22 protein-coding genes and 1 pseudogene are annotated in these 22,129 nt (G+C 64.6%); 9 read left to right on the top strand and 14 right to left on the bottom strand.

Annotation, left to right across the window (positions count from 1 at the left end):
* Positions 1-18: 18 nt before the first annotated feature.
* The 6 genes from AC07XP_RS00250 to AC07XP_RS00225 all read right to left on the bottom strand — a co-directional run bounded on the left by AC07XP_RS00250 (position 19) and on the right by AC07XP_RS00225 (position 5,981).
* Positions 19-1,248: an ABC transporter substrate-binding protein gene (locus AC07XP_RS00250; RefSeq protein WP_495263416.1), complete on the bottom strand. Its 1,230-nt coding sequence runs from the start codon at positions 1,246-1,248 to the stop codon at positions 19-21.
* A complete protein-coding gene (locus AC07XP_RS00245) occupies positions 1,245-2,264 on the bottom strand; it encodes a branched-chain amino acid ABC transporter permease (protein WP_495263415.1) in 1,020 nt (339 codons plus the stop codon). The genes AC07XP_RS00250 and AC07XP_RS00245 overlap by 4 nt, the downstream gene beginning before the upstream one ends.
* Positions 2,261-3,139, bottom strand: a complete 879-nt coding sequence (locus AC07XP_RS00240) for a branched-chain amino acid ABC transporter permease (RefSeq protein WP_062471874.1) — start codon at positions 3,137-3,139, stop codon at positions 2,261-2,263. Before AC07XP_RS00240 ends, AC07XP_RS00245 begins: the two co-directional genes overlap by 4 nt.
* A 2-nt stretch (positions 3,140-3,141) precedes the next feature.
* A complete protein-coding gene (locus AC07XP_RS00235; protein WP_495263414.1) occupies positions 3,142-3,855 on the bottom strand; it encodes an ABC transporter ATP-binding protein in 714 nt (237 codons plus the stop codon).
* A complete protein-coding gene (locus AC07XP_RS00230; RefSeq protein WP_495263578.1) occupies positions 3,852-4,658 on the bottom strand; it encodes an ABC transporter ATP-binding protein in 807 nt (268 codons plus the stop codon). Before AC07XP_RS00230 ends, AC07XP_RS00235 begins: the two co-directional genes overlap by 4 nt.
* A gap of 387 nt (positions 4,659-5,045) precedes the next feature.
* Positions 5,046-5,981 (bottom strand): LysR family transcriptional regulator, encoded by a 936-nt coding sequence (locus AC07XP_RS00225; RefSeq protein WP_495263413.1) that lies wholly within the window; start codon positions 5,979-5,981, stop codon positions 5,046-5,048.
* An 83-nt stretch (positions 5,982-6,064) separates the two neighbouring features.
* Here AC07XP_RS00225 and AC07XP_RS00220 point away from each other — a divergent pair, with 83 nt between their 5' ends.
* From AC07XP_RS00220 to AC07XP_RS00210, 3 genes are read left to right on the top strand one after another with little or no spacing between them, the layout of a single operon-like run.
* Positions 6,065-6,841 carry an SDR family oxidoreductase gene (locus tag AC07XP_RS00220; RefSeq protein WP_495263412.1) on the top strand — a complete coding sequence of 259 codons (777 nt, stop codon included), beginning with the start codon at positions 6,065-6,067 and terminating at the stop codon, positions 6,839-6,841.
* Positions 6,834-7,232, top strand: coding sequence for a GlcG/HbpS family heme-binding protein (locus AC07XP_RS00215; RefSeq protein ID WP_495263411.1), 399 nt, complete (start codon positions 6,834-6,836; stop codon positions 7,230-7,232). The genes AC07XP_RS00220 and AC07XP_RS00215 overlap by 8 nt, the downstream gene beginning before the upstream one ends.
* A gap of 36 nt (positions 7,233-7,268) precedes the next feature.
* Positions 7,269-7,748: a hypothetical protein gene (locus AC07XP_RS00210; RefSeq protein WP_139702312.1), complete on the top strand. Its 480-nt coding sequence runs from the start codon at positions 7,269-7,271 to the stop codon at positions 7,746-7,748.
* A 39-nt stretch (positions 7,749-7,787) separates the two neighbouring features.
* On the opposite strand, the gene AC07XP_RS00205 is transcribed toward AC07XP_RS00210, so the two are convergent.
* The 7 genes from AC07XP_RS00205 to AC07XP_RS00175 are packed head-to-tail and all read right to left on the bottom strand — an operon-like array spanning position 7,788 to position 14,187.
* Positions 7,788-8,870, bottom strand: coding sequence for a phosphotransferase (locus tag AC07XP_RS00205; RefSeq protein ID WP_495263410.1), 1,083 nt, complete (start codon positions 8,868-8,870; stop codon positions 7,788-7,790).
* A gap of 52 nt (positions 8,871-8,922) precedes the next feature.
* Positions 8,923-9,699 carry an enoyl-CoA hydratase/isomerase family protein gene (locus tag AC07XP_RS00200; RefSeq protein ID WP_495263409.1) on the bottom strand — a complete coding sequence of 259 codons (777 nt, stop codon included), beginning with the start codon at positions 9,697-9,699 and terminating at the stop codon, positions 8,923-8,925.
* Positions 9,690-10,877, bottom strand: coding sequence for a CaiB/BaiF CoA transferase family protein (locus AC07XP_RS00195; protein WP_495263408.1), 1,188 nt, complete (start codon positions 10,875-10,877; stop codon positions 9,690-9,692). Before AC07XP_RS00195 ends, AC07XP_RS00200 begins: the two co-directional genes overlap by 10 nt.
* Before the next feature lie 18 nt (positions 10,878-10,895).
* The gene (locus tag AC07XP_RS00190; protein ID WP_495263407.1) at positions 10,896-11,867 is read right to left on the bottom strand and encodes a Bug family tripartite tricarboxylate transporter substrate binding protein; all 972 of its coding nucleotides are present in this window, start codon (positions 11,865-11,867) and stop codon (positions 10,896-10,898) included.
* Between the two features lie 21 nt (positions 11,868-11,888).
* Entirely contained in the window at positions 11,889-12,662 is a 774-nt protein-coding gene (locus tag AC07XP_RS00185; RefSeq protein WP_495263406.1) for an SDR family NAD(P)-dependent oxidoreductase, read from the bottom strand.
* Between the two features lie 14 nt (positions 12,663-12,676).
* A complete protein-coding gene (locus tag AC07XP_RS00180; RefSeq protein ID WP_495263405.1) occupies positions 12,677-13,813 on the bottom strand; it encodes a thiolase family protein in 1,137 nt (378 codons plus the stop codon).
* Positions 13,810-14,187: a Zn-ribbon domain-containing OB-fold protein gene (locus tag AC07XP_RS00175; protein WP_495263404.1), complete on the bottom strand. Its 378-nt coding sequence runs from the start codon at positions 14,185-14,187 to the stop codon at positions 13,810-13,812. The genes AC07XP_RS00180 and AC07XP_RS00175 overlap by 4 nt, the downstream gene beginning before the upstream one ends.
* Before the next feature lie 101 nt (positions 14,188-14,288).
* On the opposite strand from AC07XP_RS00175, the gene gcvA reads away from it, so the two are divergent.
* Positions 14,289-15,185, top strand: a complete 897-nt coding sequence (gene gcvA / locus AC07XP_RS00170; protein ID WP_495263403.1) for a transcriptional regulator GcvA — start codon at positions 14,289-14,291, stop codon at positions 15,183-15,185.
* 3 nt (positions 15,186-15,188) lie between these two features.
* Here the strand turns inward: gcvA and AC07XP_RS00165 are convergent, their stop codons facing one another.
* Positions 15,189-16,424 (bottom strand): iron-containing alcohol dehydrogenase, encoded by a 1,236-nt coding sequence (locus AC07XP_RS00165; RefSeq protein ID WP_495263402.1) that lies wholly within the window; start codon positions 16,422-16,424, stop codon positions 15,189-15,191.
* A 143-nt stretch (positions 16,425-16,567) separates the two neighbouring features.
* On the opposite strand from AC07XP_RS00165, the pseudogene AC07XP_RS00160 reads away from it, so the two are divergent.
* The 5 genes and pseudogenes from AC07XP_RS00160 to flhA form a co-directional block, all read left to right on the top strand.
* Positions 16,568-16,753, top strand: a pseudogene (locus tag AC07XP_RS00160) (integrase); the annotation flags it as partial.
* 1,030 nt (positions 16,754-17,783) lie between these two features.
* Positions 17,784-18,050 carry a flagellar biosynthetic protein FliQ gene (locus AC07XP_RS00155; RefSeq protein WP_390342981.1) on the top strand — a complete coding sequence of 89 codons (267 nt, stop codon included), beginning with the start codon at positions 17,784-17,786 and terminating at the stop codon, positions 18,048-18,050.
* A gap of 46 nt (positions 18,051-18,096) precedes the next feature.
* A complete protein-coding gene (locus AC07XP_RS00150) occupies positions 18,097-18,921 on the top strand; it encodes a flagellar biosynthetic protein FliR (protein ID WP_495263401.1) in 825 nt (274 codons plus the stop codon).
* Positions 18,921-20,015 carry an EscU/YscU/HrcU family type III secretion system export apparatus switch protein gene (locus tag AC07XP_RS00145; RefSeq protein WP_495263400.1) on the top strand — a complete coding sequence of 365 codons (1,095 nt, stop codon included), beginning with the start codon at positions 18,921-18,923 and terminating at the stop codon, positions 20,013-20,015. Before AC07XP_RS00150 ends, AC07XP_RS00145 begins: the two co-directional genes overlap by 1 nt.
* Positions 20,012-22,111 carry a flagellar biosynthesis protein FlhA gene (gene flhA / locus AC07XP_RS00140; protein WP_495263399.1) on the top strand — a complete coding sequence of 700 codons (2,100 nt, stop codon included), beginning with the start codon at positions 20,012-20,014 and terminating at the stop codon, positions 22,109-22,111. The genes AC07XP_RS00145 and flhA overlap by 4 nt, the downstream gene beginning before the upstream one ends.
* Positions 22,112-22,129 lie beyond the last annotated feature (18 nt).

The following is a 22,129-nucleotide window of genomic DNA, read 5'->3' as shown; positions in this document are numbered from 1 at the left end:
TTTCCTGGATTCCGTGGTCTATTCGTCGCTGCCCATGACGGAGCCGAACGGCTCCCATTTCTGGCCATTCAGGCGCACCATCTGCAGCTGCCGCACAGGGAAAAAGTTCTTGTCGCTGCTGTTGGCGAAGATGCCCGGCAGCATCAGCTTGAAGCGCACGTTCTTCATGCTGGCGGCCTGCTTCATCAGGTTCTCGCGCGAGAGGTCGTCGCCGCACTGCTGCAGCACATGCACCAAGGCCTGCGCAGCCACATAGCCGAAGACGTTCATCCAGTCGGCCTTGTTGGCGTCGGGCAGGTACTTGTCCATGAAGGCGTTCCACTCCCGCATCTCGGGGTAGTCCTTCCAGCGGTCGTCGGTCGCCTCCATCAGGTAGGCCGCGCTGATGATCCCCTGCCCGTTCTCCAGGCCCGCGGGCCGCATCACGGCGCCCATCGAGATCGAGATGCTGGTCAGGAAGTGCGTCGGCTTCCAGCCGATCTCGGCCACCTTCTTGATGGTCTGGGCGGCGAACTTCGGGGTGGTGATGTTCACCAGCACGTTGGCGCCCGAAGCCTTCATCTTGAGGATCTGCGAGTCGACGGTCGCATCCGTGGGCTCGTAGGTGGTCTCCGAGACGATCAGGCTCTTGGCCTTGTCGCCGAATCCCGCCTTGAGGCCGCCGAGATAGTCGCGACCGAAATCGTCGTTCTGCGACAGGATGGCGACCCGCGCATCGGGAATGTTGGCCAGGATGTACTTCGCGTAGATCGCGCCTTCGCTGTGGTACGTCGGCTGCCAGCCGATGGTCCAGGGGAAGGTCTTCGGATCGATCAGCCGCGTCGATCCGGCGCCGATCATGAGCTGCGGCACCTTCTTGTTGTTCAGGTACTTCTGCACCGCCAGGTTGGCCGCGGTGCCGACCGAATTGAACACGGCGAGCACCTGGTCCTGTTCGACCAGCTTGCGCGTCTGCTCGACGGTCTTGGGCGGGCTCAATGCATCGTCGTAGGAAAGGTAGTTGATCCGGCGGCCGTTGACCCCGCCCTTCTCGTTGATCATCCTGAAGTACGCCGCATGCATCTTCGCGATCGCACCGTAGGCCGACCCCGGGCCGCTGTAAGGGCTGGTGTTGCCGATCTTGATCTCGGTGTCGGTGACGCCGGGGCCGTATCGTTTCTGAGCCCGTCCGGTCAGCGGTCCCCCTATCAGCAGGGCGGCCAAGGCCGTGAGGCCGGTTCTTCTGGAAAAGCGCGTGTGCGTGTTCAAGATCCTGTCTCCTTTTCTTGTGAAAGCGATATCTGGCGCGTCGTGCGCCCGGTGCGTGAAAGCAGTCCGCGCCAGGCGGCGCCGAACCCTGCCGAGCCGCCGGGGCGCAGCACGATGAGTGCGATGAGCAGCACGCCGTAGACGGCGCCCGACAGGCCCTTGGACACGCCCTCGGCGATGTTGGGCACGAAGAGGATGAAGGCGGCACCGAGAAAAGCGCCCGGCAGCCAGCCGACGCCGCCGACCACCAGCCCGACCAGGATGGCCACCGACAGATAGAAGCTGAAGCTGTCCGGCGAGACGTACTGGACGACGATCGCGCTGAGAGCCCCCGCGATGCCGGTGAAGCAGGCGCTGACGGAAAACGCCAGCGTCTTGTAGAGCGCCACGTTGATGCCCATCGTGCGCGCGGCCAGCGCGTTGTCCTTCACGGCCGTGAGCGCCCGGCCCGTCCTGCTGCCGATGAGGTTGCGGGCCAGCCAGTAGACAAGACACGTGACGACCAGGGTCAGGACATACAACCACTGGTCCGCATTGAGCGGCAGGAACGCCGGCGCCTCAGGCTTCGTGATGGAAATGCCCTGCACGCCGCCGGTCCACGGGTCAAGCACCGACAGCTTCAGGATCTGAGGCAGCGCAATGGCGAGCGTGAAAGTGGCCAGCGCGAGGTAGATGCCCTCCAGGCGAAGCGCCGGCAGTCCGAAGGCAAAGCCCGCGGCGAAGGTGATCAACGCCGCGACGGGCAGCGCCCACCCATAGGGCATTCCGTAGCCGTCCATGAGGATGGCGACGGTGTAGGCGCCCAATGCATAGAAAGCGCCATGCCCCAGCGAGAGTTGCCCGTTGATGCCGACCAGAATGTTCAAGCCCATGATGGCAATGGCATAGACCATCAATTGCGTGGCCTGGAAGACGAAGAAGTCCTTCGCCAGTACGGGCACCAGAACAGCAACGAGGATCGCGATCACAGGGCCGTACCGGCCGGCTGGGGAGCGGGAGTTGGATGAAGCGGTCATACCCTGTGCGTTGTTGGCTTGCCGATGAGGCCCTGCGGACGGACCAGAAGCACGACCACGATCGCGATCAGTGCGATGGTGGACTTCAGCTCCCCGCCGACGACCGGAACGAAGGTGCTGATGAGGTTTTCCAGCACGCCCAGAAGCAGCCCGCCGATCAGCGCGCCGAGCAGGCTGTTCAAGCCGCCGAGCACGGCACCTGCAAAGCCGTAGATGACGATGCCGGCCATCATGTTCGGTTCGAGAAAAACGATGGGCGCCACCAGGATGCCGGCGATGGCCCCGATGCTGGCGGCCATGCCCCACCCCAGCGCTTCGAGCGCCTTGACCCGGATGCCCAGCAGCCGGGCGGAGTTCGGATTGCTCACCGCCGCGCGCATCGCCAGACCGGTGCGGGTGAAGCGGAAGAAAAGGAACAGCAGCAGCAGCACGACGAGGATCACGCCGATCATTCCCACCTGGTGCGCGCTGGCCAGGGGGCTGCCCATGAAAGGTGCCGTCCCGAAGGGCGAAGGGAACGGCTTGACGGTGTAGCTCCAGATGAACCCGGCCACACTGTTGAGCACCAGCAGCACGCCGATGAAGACGATGATCTGGTTGATGTCCGATGCGTTGCGGATCCGGCGGATGAGCAGGTGCTGGACCATGGCGCCCAGCACGAAGGAAAGCACCAGCGTCAGCACGAAGGCCAGCCAGTACGGCAGTCCGAACTCGATGAGCTGCCAGGCCAGGTAGGTCGAGACCATGGCCATCTCGCCCTGCGCGAAATTCACGTGGCCGATGGCCCGGTAGATCATGACGATCGCCAGCGCGACGCAGGCATAGATGGCACCGGTCGCAAGACCGGCGGTGACCTGTTGAACGAGCAGTTCCATGTTCAGCCTCCCAGGTATGCGCGACGGATTTCTTCGTTGTTCTGCACACTGGCGGCGCAACCCGAGAAGACGATGCGGCCTGTCTCGATCAGGTAGGCCTCCTGCGCAATTTCGAGGGCCAGGGCTGCGTTCTGCTCGACCAGCAGAATGCTCAGCCCCTCCTTCTCGTTGAGCTGGCGGAAGATCGCGAAGATCTCCGCGACAACCTTGGGCGCTAGGCCAAACGACGGCTCGTCGAGCAGCAGCAAGCGAGGGTGCGACATCAAAGCCCTGCCCACGGCAAGCATCTGTTGCTCCCCTCCCGAAAGCAGGCCGGCTTGCTGCAGGCGGCGCGCCTTGAGGATCGGGAAGTACTCGTACATCCGCTCGATGTCGGACGCCAGTTGCTTCTTGTCTTTCTGGAAGATCCCGCCCAGGCGCAGGTTGTCCTCGACACTCAGATGGGTGAAGGTGCCGCGCCCATCGGGCACGTGGCTGATGCCCAGACGGGCGATGTCCTCCGTGCCCATGCCTGTGAGCGGCTTGCCGTCCAGCTCCATGGATCCCTTGCGCGTCAACAGACCGCAGATGGCTCTCAGCGCGCTCGTCTTGCCCGCTCCGTTGGCGCCAAGCAGCGCTGTGACGCTGCCGCGCTTCACGTCGAGGTCGATGCCGTGCAGCACCGTGATGGCCCCGTAGGAGGCGGACAACTTCTTCACCTGCAGCAGTGGCGTCATTTGGATTCCCCCAGGTATGCCGCGATGACCTCCGGGCTCGCCTGCACCTGGGCAGGTGTCCCGGCGGCGATCCTGCGGCCGAAGTTGAGTGCAACGATCCAGTCCGAGATGCCCATCACCAGGCCCATGTGGTGCTCCACCAGCAACACCGTCAGGTCGAAGTCACGCTGCGTCCCGCGGATGAGCTCGGCCAGGCCCTCGACTTCTTCGTGGTTCAGGCCGCAAGCCGGCTCGTCCAGCAGCAGCAGCCGGGGCTTCATCGCCAGCGCTCGCGCGAACTCCACGCGCTTTTGCGTGCCGAAGGGCAGCTGGGCGACCTTGCGGTACGCGACGTCGCCCAGTCGCAGATAGGCGATCAGTTCGTTCGCCACGGCAGCCGCCGCGCGGTTGACCTGCCGGCTGCGCCGCAGGCTGAGCATGTCGGCCAGGAGATTGCCGTGCTTGCGCGTATGGCAGCCGATGAGGATGTTCTCGAACACGGTCGCACTCGGGAACAGCGCGAGGTTCTGGAACGTGCGTCCGATGCCGCGTTCCGCCATCGCATGGGCCGGCAGGTCCAGGATGGAAAGGCCGTCGAGTTCGATGCCGCCGGAAGTGGTCTCGTACAGTCTGCTCAGGCAGTTGAACAGCGTGGTCTTTCCCGCGCCGTTGGGCCCGATGAGTCCAACGATCTTCTGCTTGGGTACATCGAAGCTCACTTGATCGAGCGCGACGATGCCGCCAAACCTGACGACCACGTCGCGCACGCGCAGCAGCGGTGCGTTCGGGTCGGGCCGGGTGATCGATTCCAGGGAAGGGTTCATGGCATTCGCACACACGCGCAGCGCACGGCTTCGCAGGCGGAAGCCCACATGCACCGGTTGCATTCGCGCTGACTTCCTCCTTGCAGAGAAAGCTTGTCTCTTCGTTGTTCGGTGCTGGAACTTTAGGCCGCGCGCACTGCCGGAACAATGCACAAATAATCTGCCTTGTCTTTAGTTCTATTGAAACGACCCTGCCCTTTTCGCCCTCGACGCCGCGGGGTTCATGGGTGTCGTTCGTGCAGCGATACGCAAGGCTTCGGCGCGTTGAAATGACGAGGGACTTCCGCCCCAGGGAGATGCCGAGAGCGTTCCTTTCGCCCGCGGATTCAGCTGAGAAAAATCGTGGCTGCGCAGATGACTGCGCGCCCTGCGCTCACGCGCACGAATTCAGGCGCGCTCGTGCTGAACGTCGTTCTGGAGCGCCTCGCGCAGCATCGCGATCAGCGCGCGCAACGCGCTGGAAACATGCCGGTGGCCGGAGTAGTAGAGGCACAGGCCTGGATATGCCGGGCACCACGCATCCAGCACACGCTCGAGTCGCCCGTCGCTCAGCGCGCTGGCTGCGAGGTGATCGGGCACGAAGGCGATGCCGATGCCGTCGATGGCTGCATCGACCATCAAGGGCTGGTCGGTCAGGGTGAGCGGACCGTTGACGTTGACGGTCTCGGCATTCCCGTGGCGCTCGAACTCCCAGCGATAGATCGCGCCGCTGTCGAAGCGGAAGCGGATGCAGTCATGGCCATGCAGATCCTGCGGCACGGCAGGTCGTCCACGTGCCGCCAGATAGCCGGGCGAAGCCACCGCAGCGAAACGCACCGGCGCACCCACGCGGATCGACACCATGTCCTGCGGGACGGCCTCCGCCAGCCGGATGCCCGCATCGAAACCGTGGGCCACGATGTCGCTGAGCTTTCCGTCGCACACGATGTCGAGGTGAACCTGCGGGTTCTCGCGCAGAAAGCGCGCCAGCACCGGCTGCAGCACCAGGCGGACCGCGCCTTCGCTGGAATTGATCCGCAGGGTGCCGCTCGGGATGCCGCCGAAGCTGTCGATCTCCTGCAGGGCGCCGGCCACTGACGAGAGTGCGGGCCGCAGCGTGGCCGCCAATCGCTCCCCTGCATCGGTCAGCGACACGCTGCGCGTGGTCCGGTTGAGCAGCCTGACCGACAGGCGCTGCTCCAGCGCCTTGATGGAATGGCTCACCGCCGATGCGGTGATGCCGAGTTCCTTGCCTGCCTCGCGAAAACTGGAGTGCGCCGCGACGGCGAGGAACACATTCAGGGAGAGCAGGTCACAGCCCTTGAATTGATGAATGGGATTCACCGGCACAACAAGAATTGATGGGATTGTTTTGATCGTACGGGCTTCCTAGACTGAATGCACGATTCACTAGCAGGTACTCATCCATGTCCCAGAAGATCTTGATGACGGGCGCAAGCTCCGGTTTCGGCCGCGGCACGGCCATTGCATTGGCACGGCTTGGCCACAAGGTGGTGGCCGGCGCAGAAACATGGCCGCAGGTCCGCGAACTGCGTGCCGATGCGGCCGAAGCAGGCGTCGAGCTGGAGGTGATCAAGCTCAACCTGCTCGACAAGATCGACATCGCCCACGCGGGGTCCTTCGACCCTGACGTGCTGGTGCTCAATGCCGGCGTCATGGAGGCCGGGCCCATCACCGACATCCCGATGCAGCGGGCGCGCGAGTCGTTCGACATCAATGTGTTCGGGCACCTCGAACTGGTCCAGGCCATCGTGCCCAAGATGGTGGCCCGCCGCTCCGGCAAGGTGGTGTGGACCTCGTCCATGGGCGGCATCCTGGTGGTGCCGTTCCTTGGCATCTACTGCGCGACCAAGCACGCGATCGAGGCCATCGCGGGCTCGATGAAGGTCGAGCTCGCGCCCTTCGGTGTCAAGGTGGCCACCGTCAATCCGGGCGCCTTCCTCACCGGGTTCAACGACACGGGCGTGGAAAGCCATGTCCAGTGGTACGACCCCAAGACCGCGGTCGTTCCGATGCCCGACTTCACCGAAGGCCTGACCAATCAGGCAGACCCGCAGGAAATGATCGACGCGATGGTCGAGATCATCCCCGCCAAGGAACACCTGTATCGCACGATGCGCCCGTTCGCGACCGTCGACGTGGCCAAGCAATGGCAGGAGACGGAGTGGACCCAGAATGCCTGACATCGCCATCGACGAGGCGCATCGCATCGTGGCCCGCGGCCGCCAGGCGGCGAAGGATGTGGGCCTCAACGCGGTGTTCGCGATCCTGGATCGCGGCGCCAACCTCGTGACCTTCTCGCGCATGGACGATGCATGGCTGGCGTCGAACGAACTGGCGCTGGCCAAGGCGCGTGCGTCGGTGATGTTCCGCATGCCCAGCGAGTCGCTGAACGCGCCGCTGCAGTTGGGGGCGCCGACCCCGCACTTCGATCACGTCCATGCAGGGGGCCTGCTGTTGATGGGTGGCGGCGTGCCGATCTTCGACGCGGATGGGGCACTGACCGGAGCGCTCGGGGTGTCCGGTGGAACGCCGGAGCAGGACGCCGCCCTCGCCAGAGCGGCCGTGGCCTGAGGCGTGATGCAGCGGCTCCCCGCGCCGGACCTTCGGATGAACACGGCCGAGACCTACTTCCATGCGGAGCGATGGGGTGGCCTGATGTTCGTCGCCGTCGCGGTGACCGCGATCGCCGTGGCCGCATGGACCTGGCGCCACAGCGCGTTCTGGCGCGGTGCGGCGGGCCCGCTTGTCTTGGCGGCGCTGGTCCAGCTGGGTGTCGGCGGCTCCGTCTGGTGGCGCAGCCCGCAAGACCTCGCGCGCGTCCAGCACATCGTCGCGAACGAGCGGGTGCGCCTGGGCATCGAGGAAATTCCTCGCATGCAGGTCGTCATGAACGAATTTGCGAGGAATCGCTGGATCGAGTTCGCGCTCGCCGCAGCCGGGATCCTGCTCGTCATCCTTGCGCCGCAGAGCTCCGTCTGGCAAGGCGCAGGAGCTGGTCTTGCGGTGCAGGCGGCAATGATCTTCCTTCTCGACGGCAGCGCGGAACGGCGAGCTGCCGGCTACCTCTCCTGGCTGCAGTCGCTCTGAACCCGTACGGGCAAGGAGTCCAGTAGGCCGCCATCGTGCTCAGGCCCGCTGCGCGAACTGCCACGCCAGCTCAGCCATCGGCCGCACACCCCCGGCCTCGGCCTGCGCGCTCGACGCCGTGCCCGCCTCGACCCGCTTGGCGATGCCCTGCAGGATCGCCGCCATGCGGAACAGGTTGTAGGCCAGGTAGAAATTCCAATCGGGCGCCAGCGCCTCAGGCGTCGTGATGCCGGTGCGATCGCAGTACCTGCGGATGTAATCGCTCTCAGTCGGAATGCCCAGGCGCTCCAGGTCGAGTCCGCCGATGCCGCGAAACATCCGGGGCGTGATGTGCCACGACATGCAGTGGTAGCTGAAGTCCGCGAGCGGATGGCCGAGCGTGGACAACTCCCAGTCGAGCACGGCGATCGCGCGTGGCTCGGTAGGGTGGAAGATCAGGTTGTCGAGACGGAAGTCGCCATGCGCGATCGAGACCATCCGTTCATCGCGAGCGCTTTCAGGCACGTGCGCCGGCAACCACGCCATCAACCGGTCCATCTCTGGAATCTCCTGAGTGGCGGATGCAACGTACTGCTTGCTCCAGCGGCCGATCTGGCGCTCCAGATAGTTCCCGGGCTTTCCGAAATCGGCGAGGCCGTGCTCCGCGAACTTCACCGCATGCAGGGCGGCGATCACGCGGTTCATCTCGTCGTAGATCGCCGCGCGCTCAACGTTGCTCATGCCTGGCAGGGACTGGTCCCACAGCACGCGGCCCTGGACGAACTCCATGATGCAGAACGCACGGCCGATGACCGACTCGTCTTCGCACAGGCAGTACACGCGCGGCACCGGCACGGCAGTACCGGCAAGGCCGCTCATGACCTTGAACTCACGCTCCACCGCATGCGCAGAAGGCAGCAGCTTCGCGACGGGCCCCGGCTTGGCGCGCATCACGTAGCTTCGCGTGGGCGTCACCAGTTTGTAAGTTGGGTTGGATTGCCCGCCCTTGAACATCTCTACCGCGAGGGGGCCGGTGAAACCTTCGAGGTTGCTTTCGAGCCAGGCAGCGAGCGCGTTCACATCGAATCGATGCTGCGGGGAAATGGCACGTGTGCCGGCGAAATTCTTGGCGTCCTGGGTCATGTCTCTCTAATGGTCTTGATCGGCGTGAAGCGCCCGGCGCAGTTCGCGGGGGTCAACGCCCCTGAAAACTCGGCGCGCGCTTCTCGGCGAAGGCACGACGCCCTTCGATCCGATCGTCGGAATCGCGCAGGTTGCCGAAGCTCTGCTGCTCCAGTTCGAGGCCGGCGGTCAACGGCAGCTCGCGGCCGACCTGGGCGAGCCTCTTGGCGGTGACCACGGCCAGGGGTGCATTCGAGGCGATGCGCTGCGCGATCGACCGCGCGGCCGACGCGAGATCCGGTGGCGCAACCACCCGGCTGACCAGGCCAATGCGCAACGCTTCCTGGGCGTCGATACGCTCGCCGGTCAACAGCAGCAGCATCGCGTCCGACTGGCCCACCGCGCGCACGATGCGCTGCGTACCACCGCCGGCCGGGATGCTCCCGATGCAGACCTCCGGCAGGCCGAATACCGCGGTGCTCGCGGCGATCCGGATGTCGCAGAGCATCGCCATCTCGAGCCCGCCTCCCAATGCGAAGCCGTTGATCGCCGCGATCATCGGCTTGGGCGTCTGCAGGGTCGACACGGGCGGGAGGCCGGCCCTCGAGCCGAAATGCAGTTCAGCAAAGCTCTCTGCGGGCGGCATGGTCTTCTTCAGATCGGCGCCGGTACAGAAGGCCCGTTCGCCCGCTCCCGTGAGAATGCCGACCCGCACGTCCTTGCGAACCGATATCTCGTTCCAGGCTTCGTGCAACTGCGCGGCGGACTCCGGGTCGATCGCGTTCATCGCCTCCGGGCGATTCAGGGTCACGGTGGCAATGAAATCGCGCACCTCGAGCGTTACAGGCATGTCGTGTCTCCTTCGTTGTCGTGAGCGATCCCGGCGGCACGCAACACCTCGCGGGTGTGCTCGCCCACGAGCGGCGCGGGACGTCGGGCGCGCGGCACCTCGCCCACCGCGCGCAACGGCGTCCCGGGCAGGGTCAGCTCGCCGGCAATCGGATGGCGCACCGTCTCGGACAACCTCGCATCCGCGAATGCCGGCGAGGCGATGACTTCCGAGTAGTCGTTGATCGGCGCGCAGATGATGTCCACCGCCTCGAAGCGCTTCAGCCATTCGGCGCGCGGGCGGCGCGTCATGCGCTCTTCCAGCAACTGCACCAGCTCGCGACGGTGCGCAATGCGGCCCGACAGTTCGCGAAAGCGTGGGTCGGTCAGCAGCCCGGGGCATTCGAGGACCCCGCACAGCGCCTCCCAGCGCGACGGGTGGTAGGCGGCAAGCATGATCCAGCCATCCGCACAACGCAGTGCCTCGTTGGGCGCGGCATAGGGCGCGGCGCTGCCGATGCGCGCCGGGGGAACCCCGTCGGCGAAGTAGCTGGCGAAACTCATCTGCTGCAACGCGATGGCGGACGCAAACATGCTGGCGTCGATCCATTGGCCTTCGCGATCGCCCTCTCCCTCACGTCGGCGCCGCGCCAGCGCTCCCAGCACGCCGATGGCGGCGACGTAGCCGGTCACCATGTCGACGACCGGCACCTGCACCTTGCATGGCGGCGCCTCCGGCAAGCCCGTCACGCTCATCAGGCCGGAGACCGCCTGCAGCACACCATCAACGCCTGGCTTGTGCTGCCACATCCCCTCCTGCCCGTAAGCAGAGACGGAGCAATAGATGACGCCCGGATTGCGTTGCCGCACGTCCTCGTAGCCCAGGCCGAGCCGCTGCATCACGCCGGGACGGAAGCTCTCGACCACCACGTCCGCGTCGGCGGCGAGCTGGAGCGCCGCTTCGCGCTGCTGCGGATTCTTGAGGTCGAGCGCCACGCTGCGCTTGTTGCCGTTGAGCGCCATGAATCCGAGGCTCTGCCCCTGGACGAAGGGTGCCAGCGCGCGGCACAACTCGCCCGTGGGCGCCTCTATCTTGACGACATCCGCGCCGAGGTCGGCGAGTGTCTGCGTGCACACCGGTCCTGCGGCGACCTGGGTGAAGTCGATGACGCGGATGCCGTTGAGGGAGTCTCCAAGCATGTCGATTCGTCTCCTCGGTCAGCCGCCGCGAAGGTTGTTCGCGCGGATCACCTTCGTCCACTTGGCGGTGTCCTCCCTGAGTGCCTTCTCCGCCTCGGCGGGCGACAGCAGCATCGGCTCGAAGCCGCTCTTGAGCAGGGACTCGGTCAGCGCCGGGGTGCGCAGCGCCTTGTCCACCGCATCGCGCAGCTGCGCGATGACTGCTTGCGGCGTGCCGGTCGGCACGGTCACATGCCACCAGTAGCCGGCATTGAAGCCCGGCACCCCGCTCTCGCTGATGGTGGGGATCTCGGGCGCCAGGGCGGAGCGCTGCGCGGTCGCGACGCCGAGGATCTTCAGCTTGCCTTGGCGTGCGAACGGCAAGGCCGAAGGCAGGCCCAGCATGGCGAGCGGCACGTGACCACCGACCAGATCGGTCAGCGCCTGCGAGGTGCCCTTGTACGGCACATGCACCAGCGGAAGGCCCGCCATCTCGCCCAGGTAGATGCCTGCCAGATGGTGCGGCGAGGCGGTCCCGGGCGAGGCATAGGCCAGCGCTTGCGCGCCCTTTGCACGGCCCGTCGCGAGCAACTCCTGCAAACTCTTGGCGGCAATGCTCGGGCCGGCAGCCAGCACGATCGGCACGGTCGCCAGCGTGGCCACGAAGGCCAGGTCGGCCGAGGGATTGAACGCCAGCCTGTCGTACAGAAGGGGCAGCAGCGGGTCGCTGGTGCCGCCGACGCCGACGGTGTAGCCATCGGGGCGGGACCGCGCCAGTTCGCCCAGGCCGATGGTGGTGCCGGCGCCGGCCTTGTTGTCCACCACGAAGGGCTGCCCCATGAGCGTGGCGACACGCTCGAACACGGCGCGGGCCACGGTGTCGGTGCCACCACCGGGCGGATACGGCACGATCAGGCGCACGGGTTTCGACGGGTAGTTGTCTGCCCGCACGGACGCTGCCGGTGCCAGCAGCGCGGCGGCGGCTGCCAGCGTGAATTCTCTTCTTTTCATGATGTCTCCTTGGGGCCGGTGTCAGACCGATGCGCTGCTCAGGCTGCGCCCGCCGCACACGTACAACACCTGCCCCGTCACATAGCTGGACGCCGGCGAAGCAAAGAAGCGCACCGCGTTGGCGACATCTTCGGCCTGGCCGATGCGCTGCATGGGAACGGTGCGCTTGAGATCTTCTTGGGCCTGGGCCGCGAGCGTGCCGAACAGCGGGGTTTCCACGATCCCTGGCGCAATGGCATTGGCCGTGACGCCGCTGCGCGCGAACTCCAGCGCCAGGCTGCGGGTCAGGCTGACGACGCCGCCCTTCGACGCCGAGTAGCTGGCCTGTCCGCGGTTGCCCAGCCAGGCGCGCGAAGACAGGTTGATGATTCGGCCGAACTTCTGCGCGACCATCGTCGGAAGCACCGCCTTGCAGCAGATGAATTGCGAGGTCAGGTTGGTCTCGATGACGCGCTGCCAGAAGTCGAGCTCCATCTTCGTGACGAGCTTGTCGCCGCCGATGCCCGCGTTGTTGACGAGCACGTCGATGCGCCCGTTGCGCTCCAGGAGCTCGGAGGTGGCGGCCTGGACATCTTCCGGCGACGTCACGCTCACGCGGCGCGCAGACACCTCGGCACCTTCCGCTCTGAGCGCTGCAGTCGCGGCATGGAGCGCGTCCGCGTCGATGTCCCAGAGGGCAATGCGGCATCCGACCTCGGCCAGGCTTCGGGCGATGCCCAGGCCGATGCCCCGGGCGCCCCCCGTGACGATGGCGGTCAGGCCGGTGAGTCCGCTGGGGATGATGTTGTCTGTCATGGCAGGCTCCTTCTTCAGGCGGCGAGGATGTGAATGGAGCACGCGGCGTGGTCCACCCCCCAGATGCCGCCGCCCGTCACCTGGCTCAGGCCAAGGCGGGCGCCTTGCACCTGCCGCTTGCCGGCGCGCTGCTGCAGCTGCTCGCACAGTTCGACGATCTGCGCGACACCCGTGGCGCCCGGCGGATGCCCCTTGGCCAGCAAACCGCCGCTCGCGTTCACGGGAATGCGCCCGCCGAGCGCCGTGGCGCCGCTGGCCAGCAGTTCTGGCCCTTCCCCGGGCTCACACAGGCCGAGTGCCTCGTAGTACAGCAGCTCGGAAATGGTGAAGGCATCGTGCAGCTCGATCAGGCTGAGATCGTCAGCACCGACACCGGCCTGCTCATACGCCAGCCGCGCTGCGCGCCGCGTGATTTCCGCCTCGGTCATGTCCACCTGGTGGATCTCGAACAGGCCCGATTGCACCACCGAGGCCAGCACGCGCACCGGCTTCGCCGTGCCTCGGGAAGGACGCGTGCTCAGCACCAGTGCGGCAGCGCCGTCCACCACACCCGGGCAGCACTGCAGCAGCGTCAGCGGATCGGCCACCATGCGCGAAGCCAGCACCTCTTCGCGCGTCACGGGACGGCAGAAGGTCGCGATGGGGTTGAGCATGCCGTGGCGCCGATTCTTCACCGCCACATCCGCCAACACCTCGGCCGGAACGCCGCGCTCGTGCATGTAGCGCTTCGCGCGCATCGCGTAGAGCGCGGGCATGATCATGCCGCGCCGGTTGTTCCAGTCGCGTTCGTTCATGGGCAGCGCGCCGCCGCCGAGACCGCTCAGGTGGTCCATGCCGAAGACCAGCACCGTCTCGTACTGCCCCGCGCGAAGCGCCTGCAACGCCAGGTGAAACGCGGTGGCCCCGCTCGAGCAGGCGTTGTCGATGTTGTAGACGGCTTCGCCGCCGGTGCCCAGCTCGCGCAGCGCGCGCTGGCCGGGCAGGTGGCCGCCGAGCGCGTTGCCGCAGTAAAAGGCCTGCACATCGCGCATGCCCACACCCGCGTCCTTCAACGCAGACAGGATGGCGGCCTGCGCGAGCGCCTCTTCGTTGAGATGCGCAAAGCGGCCGAAGTCGGAGATGCCGACGCCGGTGATCAACGGCTCGTTCATGCTGTGGCTCCCTTCAGCGGCGCAAAGGCGTAATCCGGCGTGCCGTCCGGGAGTTCGAACGCGACGGCATGCACCAGGTCACCGATGGCGGGCTCGCGGCCCTCCGGCCAGGCCAGACGGCCAAACACCCGCATGCCGTTGTCGAAGTCGACCATGCCCAGCGCGTACGCGGCCGCCTTGGCGGGGTGAACCGTGGTGAAGGTGTACAGACGCCCGCTGGCGCCCATCGAGACCGGCTCCGCGGCCTCTCCGGCCTGGAGAAACTCGGGTGGTGGGAAGCGCAACTCGCCGGTGTCGCGGTAGCGCGCCCCCAGCAGCGTCATGCCGTCCGCATCATTGCGGAAGTGCGGTTCAGGGTACTTGGTGATTTCCATGTATTGCCTCGTCGTTTTAGATTGGCTAGATTTCAGTTTATGTAGCCGCCCATCCTGAAACAAGGCAGTTTTTTCCTTTACATCTTTTAGAAGCACTAAAAATGAACCGTAGCCGCCTGCCCCTGCTCGGCCTGCGCGCCTTCGAAGCCACGGCGCGCCATCAAAGCGTCTCGAATGCTGCGGCGGAGTTGTGCGTCACACCTGGCGCGGTGAGCCAGCAAGTCAAACTGCTCGAGGAAGTCGTGGGCGTGCCGCTGCTTCGGCGCAAGGGCCGCTCGGTCGAACTGACGGACGCGGGCCAGGTGCTGCGGCCCGCGCTCACGCAGGCATTTCAGACGATCGAACTGACGCTGAACGCCATCGCGCGCGGACCGCGTCACGACACGCTCAAGCTCTGCCTGCTGCCCACGCTCGCAGAGAAGTGGCTGGTGCCCCGCCTGTCCCGTTTCCACGGGGCGCATCCCGAGCTGGACATCCAGCTCATGACGAGCTTCCGCGAAATCCGCTTCGAAGCCGAAGACGTGGACATGGCCTCCTTCATGGGGACCGATGTACCTCCAGGCCTCGACGGTCTGAGGTTGTTCGACGACGCCTTCCAACCCGTGTGCAGCCCCGCATTCCTGCGCGACACATGCCCGCTCGCGACACCCGCCGACCTGTCGAAGGCGACGCTCCTGCATTCCGTGCGTCGCATGGACGACTGGCAACGCTGGCTCGACCACGCCGGGTTGACGAAGCTCAAGCCCAAGCGCCGCTTGTCGTTCGAGAACTCCTCGCTGGCGATCCAGGGGGCTGTCGATGGGCTGGGTGTCGCCATCGTCCAGCGCGCCTACGCTGTGGAGTTGCTCAAGGTCGGCACACTCGTCGCCCCCTTCGACCTGGTCGCGCGCAGCGACAACGGCTACTACCTCGTGTGGTCCACGGCGCGTGCGGCGACACCGGCCTTCGGGTCCTTTCTTCAGTGGATCCAGCAGGAGGTGCGAAACAGCGCCACCTGAGCGCTAGGGAGCAATCGTCTTGGTGATGGCGGCGAGCATCGCCTCGCGATGGCGATCCAGCAGCCGGTCGTGATTGGCGTTGAAGTTGCGCAGTGCGAGCGCGAGCAGCCGGGGCGCATCGGCGGCGGGGATTCCACAATCGTGCAAGTCGGTCCGCCACCCTTGCGCCTGGAAGTTGCGTGCCACTTGCGCCGCGACCTGCTCTGCCGCCTCGGTGCCGTTGCCGTTCGATGGCAGTTCCATGCCCAGTGCCTCGCCCATCGCGTGCGCCACCTCGGGCACTGCCGCACCCAGTTCACGGATCATGGCCGGTGCAAAGGCAGCATAGCCGCGCGATTGCGTCACTCCCTCGTAGTGGTTGAAGACGCCGACGGCGGATGCGTAGGCCGCGCGCGCCAGCAGCTGGCATGACCAGGGCCGCCCGCCATCTTCCTCGTCGCGGTTTTGCAGCAACGCAGCAGCGCACAGGTCGAGCCGGGCAGCCGCATCGTCCGCTTCGCCCAGCTTCGGATAAGCGTGTCGTGCCAGCTCCCACGCGTGCCGTCGACTGGCCTGGACCAGCGGGTTGGCTGTGCGCACGGCCCCCATGCACATCAAGGCCCACCAGTAGACCTCGAAGCTCGTGGAGCGCGCGAGCGCCGCCGGCGCAGTGGCCAGCGCCCTCGTGTCCCAGAACACCGCGCGTGGTCGGGTCTTCGGATCGAAAAATTCCAGGTGATGCGCGGATCCACGATAGCGCGCTGCCGAACCGCCACGGTTCTGCGCCGAGGTTGGCGAGGTCAGCACATTGAAGATTGGCATCTTCGGCGCAGCCAGGCGCTGACTCACCGGCGGCTCGTCATCGCGATGGACCGTTGCCATTTCCAGCAGGGAACGGTTCTCCCCGAGCAACATGGCAACGATGCGCACGCCCTTGATCACGCTGCCTGCACCGACAGCAATGAGCGCGTCGGCCTGCACCTCGCGCGCCTTCGCAGCAGCCTCCTCGAGGCACTCCGCAGGCGCGCCTTCGGAGATGCCCGAGAAGATGCCGACGATGCGGCCACCCGCCAAGGTTTCGATCACTTGCGTGAGCCCGGTGCGCTCACGAACGCTGCGCCCGCACAGGATCAGCGCACGGGAGGCGCCGGCGCGCTGGAGTTCCCGGGGGAGTTCGATCAGCGCATCCGTCCCCGAGTGAATTCTCAGCGGATAGGTTCGGGCGTGAAAGTCGTGAATGGCCGGTTCGTCAAAAGACATGTCGAAGCTTTGGGCGGTGGAGGATGTCGCCCAAGGTTAGAGACGGTCATGCCGGTCCACAATGCATATTCCATCGCTTGATCATTGAGTTCGCCTAAGGATTGCCTGTCGGCGGACTGTCGTAGAAGCGAATTGAACCGAGGCTTCATCGTGTCGACTACGGGACCCATCCGATGCGACGCACCAAGGCTGCGCTGATCTATCGGTGCACGAAGAATCTGCGCGCGGTGCAACTGCTGCTCGGGCACTCGACACTCGAGTCCACCGTGCGATATCTCGGCATTGATGTCGACGACGCATTGGAGATTTCGGAGCAGACCGAGATCTGAAGCGCACGGTCGCTGACAGCCAACGAATGACTGCTTCCGAGGCAGGCAGTCATATGGGCTCAAAATCTGAGCGGCTGCAATCAGTCTGAAGCAGCCGTCCAACACGTGCGACGGTCCGTTGCCGGCTTGTGGCCCCCCTGCCCCATCGGGGCGTCGCTGATGCAACCCGTTTCTGCGCCAACGACGAGCAGATTGCCCAACCGACGATAACCACAGGCACGCAAACACCTGGCTATCGGCGGCGGATCCCCCCTCTCAGTTCGCGATATCGGAACGCACGGCAGTGCGCGTTGACGCAACCTGCCGAACCGCCCCCTCCACCTCGCGAGCTCCGCATCCAGTGACCCCACTTTGCAAATCGAGCGCAGGCCGATATCCATCGACCGATAGATGAGGTCGAGACGTACGCTCAGTGCGAATAGACGCCTTGAGTGTCAATGGAAGTGTCGACCGCATAAGCGCGGAAAAATCAGCAAGCAGCGTGCACGCTCACCACGGCTCACGTTCGACTTGGACCCGGTGCAGACTAGGCTTGGTTTGGTTCGCGCTCTTGATCTTCCTCGCGTAGCCTGCGCAGCAGTGAACAACTGCATGAGCGCCAAACCAACATCATTGCGAACGTCCCGCCTCAAGCACTGACCCACTCGTCCGCGCCTGACGCGCGGGACTACTGCACGGATCAGGAAGGGCATACGCAAGGGGAATGTGAACCGTGTCTGCATACCCCAAAAATTCATCAAAAAAACCACAAAATCGCCTTTAAAAAGTATCACTGGTTTCCGTAGTACATCGGTTACCAATGAACTCCAGAGCCTTAAAAACGTGAAATATTTCACATGCAATTCAAATTCAATTCATACGAATTAATACTTAATCATCAATATGATGGATTGAAATCAAAAGTATTAGAAATTTTCAAAGATCAGACATAACCCTGCAGCGATACAATGATTACAAACAGATAAAAAATAGTGCGCGCAACTTTCATTTAAAAGTGGTGCTCGAGCGCAGGTACAGGGGGATTGAAAGCATGCACGCAGACTTAGCCTTAAAGATGATGGCGGACCTCTTTTGGACGGGGTTCCTGGTCTGTCTTCCATTGTTGGGACTGACCATGCTTGTGGGCATTGCGATCAGCGTGCTGCAGGTCGTCACACAGGTTCAGGAAATGTCTCTGACCTTTGTTCCTAAGCTTTTCACAGCCGGGGCAGTTTTGGTCATCGCGGGGCCCTGGATGCTGCGAAAGTTGTCGCAATTCACGCTCCAGCTCTGGAGCGGTATTCCCGCAATGTTTTAAGCGCCCCCGCTCGTCCCTCCTTTCCCAAACAGGCTTCAGTTCTTCAATGCCCGCAGCACCGTCGCTGCCCGACATGCTGGCGCCCGGATTCGGCGTCGCCTGGGTGATCTCGACAGGGCTGTTGAGCCTTCGCGTTGCAGCGACCTTCCTGATGACCCCTGTCTTCTACGCGCTGCCTTTGCCCACAATCGTGCGCACCCTGGCGATCCTCGCCCTGTCGATCGCCATCGCGGCCGGGCTGCCAACGCCTCGCGCGGAGTTCAGTGGCTGGAGTGCTCTGCTCAGTGCCGCCCTTGCCGAGATCTCGCTGGGCGCCACGCTGGGCCTGGGCGTTCTTCTGGCGTTCGGGGCCTTCTCGGTGGCCGGGCAAATCCTCGACGTCCAACTTGGCTTCGGCATCGCACAAGTGCTCGACCCCACCACCCAGCGCCCCATACCGATCCTCACGTCGGCCTTCGGTTATCTGGCCGTGCTCGTCTTCTTCCTGATCGATGGCCATCACGCGCTGCTGCGAGGGCTCAGCTTGAGCATCGAGCGGTTTCCCATCGGTGCGCCCTGGTCTGTCGCTCACGCCGCGTTGCCTCTACTCAAGCAGGCTGCGGGGCTGTTTGCGCTCGGCTTCGCCCTGGCGGCCCCCGTCGTCTTCTGCATTCTCCTGGTTGAATTCGTGTTGGGTGTCGTGGGGCGCAACCTCCCGCAAATGAACATGTTCGCCATGGGCATTCCGGTCAAGATCATTGCCGGCCTGATCGCCCTGTCCATGTGGTTCACTGGCATCGGCGGCGTGATGACCAGGGTCTACGCTGGCATCGCGACCACCTGGGATCAAATATTCACCGCAGTGCCCGTGCGGCCAGGGCAGGTGCGCTGATGGCCGAACAGGATCTCGATCGCAACGAGGCGGCAACGCCCTATAAGCTGCAACGAGCCCGTGAACGCGGGCAAGTCGCCAAGAGCGCGGACGTCGTGTCCGCGACGGTCTTTTTCGCGGCTGTGGTCTATCTCACGTGGCGCGGCTTCGGTGTCGCAGCGGAGCAGTTCCGCTTCGATCAGGCCTTGCTGATTCATGCGAGCCGCCTGGACGCATCGGGCGCCGGACTCTGGCCGACGATCGAACGCGCCTTGCGTGCAGCGCTCATGCTCCTGGGGCCGTTCTTCGCCGTTGCGATGGTGGCGGCCGTCATCGGCAACATGATGCAGACCGGTCCGGTGTTCTCGTTCGAACCAGTCAAGATGGACTTCAACCGCATCAATCCAGTCCAGGGTCTGAAGCGGATTTTTTCGATGCGCGTGCTGTTCGATGCTCTGCGCGCCGTCATCAAGCTGACGTTGCTCACGCTGGTCGCCGTCCTTGGGCTGCAAGCGCTCACCGACCAGTTCTATGCGCTGGCGTCACTGGCACCCATCGGCTACCTGCGCACCCTTATCGATGACCTTTCGAGCGTCGGTCTCAAGATGGCGCTGGTGCTCGGCCTGATCGCGCTACTCGACTGGATGTACACCCGACACGAGTTCGCCAAGAAGATGCGCATGAGCCAACGCGAACTCAAGGACGAGGTCAAGAACCGCGAGGGTGACCCGCGCATCCGCGCTCGCCTGCGCGAACTGCGCCGCGAAACGCTCAAGCGCAGCCAGTCGCTGCGGCAGACGCGCAACGCCGACGTGCTGATCACCAACCCAACGCACGTGGCGGTGGCGCTCAAGTACGAACACGGCCGCATGGTCTCTCCCCAGTTGTTGGCCAAGGGCGTAGGCCCAATGGCCGCTGCGATGCGTGAGATTGCGGCCCGCCACCGCATTCCGGTGGTACAGAACCCCGTCCTTGCACGGCGCCTGTACCGCGAGCTACCGGTCGACCACGCGGTGCCTCCGGAGCTCTACGCCCAGGTCGCACGAATCATCGTCTGGGTGTTCGCGATGCGCGAACAGCGCCAGGGCAGTGCCGCTGCGGGAGGAACACGATGAACGCATTCGCTCGCGCACTCGGCAGAAACAGCGATATTGCGCTCGTGGCGCTGGTGCTCGGCGTGCTGGTGGTGCTGTTCGCCCCCATCCCCAGCGGACTGCTCGATTTCCTGATCCTGTGCAACTTCAGCTTTGCCTTCCTGGTACTGCTGCTGACTTTCTACATGGCTCGGCCGGTGGAGTTCTCCACCTTCCCGTCACTGCTGCTGATCGCCACGCTGTTCCGGCTTTCTCTCAACGTGGCAGCCACCCGATTGATCTTGTCGGACGGCGACGCGGGCCGCGTCATCGGTGCTATCGGCGCCTTCGTGGTCGGTGGCAACTACGTGATTGGTCTGATCGTCTTTCTGATCCTGATCGTCGTGCAGTACGTGGTGGTGACCAGCGGTGCGCAGCGCGTCTCGGAAGTTGCCGCGCGCTTCACGCTCGACAGCATGCCAGGCCAGCAGATGAGCATCGATGCCGACCTCAACATGGGCTTCATCGATCAGGCCGAAGCGCAGCGTCGGCGCAAGAACCTCGAGAAGGAGGCCGGCTTCTACGGCTCGATGGACGGCGCCAGCAAGTTCGTCAAGGGCGATGCCATCGCGGGCATCATCATCCTCCTGATCAACATCATCGGTGGACTGATCATCGGCGTCATGCAGCACGGCATGCCGTGGGCCCAGGCGCTGCAAACCTACACACTGCTGACCATCGGCGACGGCATCGTGACCCAGGTGCCCGCGCTCGTGATCGCGGTTGGCACCGGCATCATCGTCACCCGCTCCTCCTCGGACGCCAACCTCAGCCGTGAGGCGATGCGCCAAGTGGGCTCCTTCCCCAAGACGCTTCTGCTGGTGGCGATGGCACTCGGTGGCTTGCTGTTGCTGCCCGGCATCCCGGCTTTGCCGACGCTCGCGCTCACCGCCTGCTTCTTGCTTGCGGGCACCCTGCTCTACCGCGCGAGCAAAACCGCTTCCCCCGATGCCGCTGCATCCCCCACTGCCTCGGCTGATGGAGCACTTGCTGACGACAGCGATGCCACCCCAGGCACATCGGCCTCGGGCTCCGACGACCCCTACGCACTGCTGCGGGTAGAGCCCATCGAGATTCACCTCGGTAGCAACTGGGTGCCCGTGGTGAACCAGCCCGGAGGCGTGTTCATGGATCGGATCTCCACGTTCCGCAAACAGCATGCGCAAGAGTTCGGGTTGGTACTTCCACGCGTGCGTTTCAGGGATTCGACGCGACTGTCGCCCGATCGCTATGAGATTCACCTCGACGGTGTGGTCGTCGGCAAGGGCGAAGCCCGAGCCGACCGCCTGCTGGCGATCCACCCGACGGGCGACACCAAGTCGATTCCTGGAGAGATCACACGCGATCCGACCTACGGCCTGCCCGCACTCTGGATCGAGGAACACCAGCGCGAAGCCGCGAGCCAGGCGAAGTTCACACTCGTGGACGCCCCTACCGTTTTCATGACCCATCTCACCGAGATGCTGCGGCGCGAATCAGCCACCCTCCTCACGCGCGCCGAGGTCGACCGGCTGCTCGCGCGAGTACGGCAGAGCCAACCCGGATTGGTCGAAGAGCTGATTCCAACCGTGTTGTCCTCCAGCGACGTACAGCGAGTGCTGCAGAACCTGCTGCGCGAAAAGGTCTCAATCCGCCACATCGAAGCGATCCTCGAGACCCTGGCCGATGCGGGTCGGTCCACGCGCGATGCACACCTGCTCACCGAAGTCGTACGCCAGCGCCTTGGCCATGCGATCTGTCAAGGCCTGCTGGGCGAGGCCAACTCCCTGCAGGTGCTGACGCTGGATCCAGCCATCGAAAGCCAGTTCCTGCAGAGCATCCAGACCGCTACCGAGGCAGGCGGCAACCAGCCCTTCGTGCTTGACCCCCGGTTGTCGGAGCAGCTCGTGAAGCGACTGGTGCAGCACGCAGAACGGATGATGAAGAGCAACCTCCTGCCCGTTCTTCTGTGCTCACCTGAACTGCGCCGCCACGTGCGCTCGCTTTCAGAACGCGTCATGCCTCATTTGCGAGTGCTGGCGATGACAGAAGTACCTCACACGATCGAGCTGAAGTCTTTCGGCATCGTTCAACTCTGAAACCCACGAAAGCGAAGC

The organism is Variovorax sp. GW531-E2 (assembly GCF_059423125.1).
Note: the sequence above shows the minus strand (reverse complement) of the source record. Positions and strands in the feature narration are given on the sequence as shown.

What these genes read in the sequence shown, in the direction of transcription:
- AC07XP_RS00245 (WP_495263415.1), bottom strand. Translation starts at nt 2,264, where the DNA reads ATGACCGCTTCATCCAACTCCCGCTCCCCAGCCGGCCGGTACGGCCCT.
- AC07XP_RS00240 (WP_062471874.1), bottom strand. Translation starts at nt 3,139, where the DNA reads ATGGAACTGCTCGTTCAACAGGTCACCGCCGGTCTTGCGACCGGTGCC.
- AC07XP_RS00235 (WP_495263414.1), bottom strand. Translation starts at nt 3,855, where the DNA reads ATGACGCCACTGCTGCAGGTGAAGAAGTTGTCCGCCTCCTACGGGGCC.
- AC07XP_RS00230 (WP_495263578.1), bottom strand. Translation starts at nt 4,658, where the DNA reads ATGAACCCTTCCCTGGAATCGATCACCCGGCCCGACCCGAACGCACCG.
- AC07XP_RS00220 (WP_495263412.1), top strand. Translation starts at nt 6,065, where the DNA reads ATGTCCCAGAAGATCTTGATGACGGGCGCAAGCTCCGGTTTCGGCCGC.
- AC07XP_RS00215 (WP_495263411.1), top strand. Translation starts at nt 6,834, where the DNA reads ATGCCTGACATCGCCATCGACGAGGCGCATCGCATCGTGGCCCGCGGC.
- AC07XP_RS00210 (WP_139702312.1), top strand. Translation starts at nt 7,269, where the DNA reads ATGAACACGGCCGAGACCTACTTCCATGCGGAGCGATGGGGTGGCCTG.
- AC07XP_RS00205 (WP_495263410.1), bottom strand. Translation starts at nt 8,870, where the DNA reads ATGACCCAGGACGCCAAGAATTTCGCCGGCACACGTGCCATTTCCCCG.
- AC07XP_RS00200 (WP_495263409.1), bottom strand. Translation starts at nt 9,699, where the DNA reads ATGCCTGTAACGCTCGAGGTGCGCGATTTCATTGCCACCGTGACCCTG.
- AC07XP_RS00195 (WP_495263408.1), bottom strand. Translation starts at nt 10,877, where the DNA reads ATGCTTGGAGACTCCCTCAACGGCATCCGCGTCATCGACTTCACCCAG.
- AC07XP_RS00190 (WP_495263407.1), bottom strand. Translation starts at nt 11,867, where the DNA reads ATGAAAAGAAGAGAATTCACGCTGGCAGCCGCCGCCGCGCTGCTGGCA.
- AC07XP_RS00185 (WP_495263406.1), bottom strand. Translation starts at nt 12,662, where the DNA reads ATGACAGACAACATCATCCCCAGCGGACTCACCGGCCTGACCGCCATC.
- AC07XP_RS00180 (WP_495263405.1), bottom strand. Translation starts at nt 13,813, where the DNA reads ATGAACGAGCCGTTGATCACCGGCGTCGGCATCTCCGACTTCGGCCGC.
- AC07XP_RS00175 (WP_495263404.1), bottom strand. Translation starts at nt 14,187, where the DNA reads ATGGAAATCACCAAGTACCCTGAACCGCACTTCCGCAATGATGCGGAC.
- gcvA (WP_495263403.1), top strand. Translation starts at nt 14,289, where the DNA reads ATGAACCGTAGCCGCCTGCCCCTGCTCGGCCTGCGCGCCTTCGAAGCC.
- AC07XP_RS00165 (WP_495263402.1), bottom strand. Translation starts at nt 16,424, where the DNA reads ATGTCTTTTGACGAACCGGCCATTCACGACTTTCACGCCCGAACCTAT.
- AC07XP_RS00155 (WP_390342981.1), top strand. Translation starts at nt 17,784, where the DNA reads ATGCACGCAGACTTAGCCTTAAAGATGATGGCGGACCTCTTTTGGACG.
- AC07XP_RS00150 (WP_495263401.1), top strand. Translation starts at nt 18,097, where the DNA reads ATGCCCGCAGCACCGTCGCTGCCCGACATGCTGGCGCCCGGATTCGGC.
- AC07XP_RS00145 (WP_495263400.1), top strand. Translation starts at nt 18,921, where the DNA reads ATGGCCGAACAGGATCTCGATCGCAACGAGGCGGCAACGCCCTATAAG.
- flhA (WP_495263399.1), top strand. Translation starts at nt 20,012, where the DNA reads ATGAACGCATTCGCTCGCGCACTCGGCAGAAACAGCGATATTGCGCTC.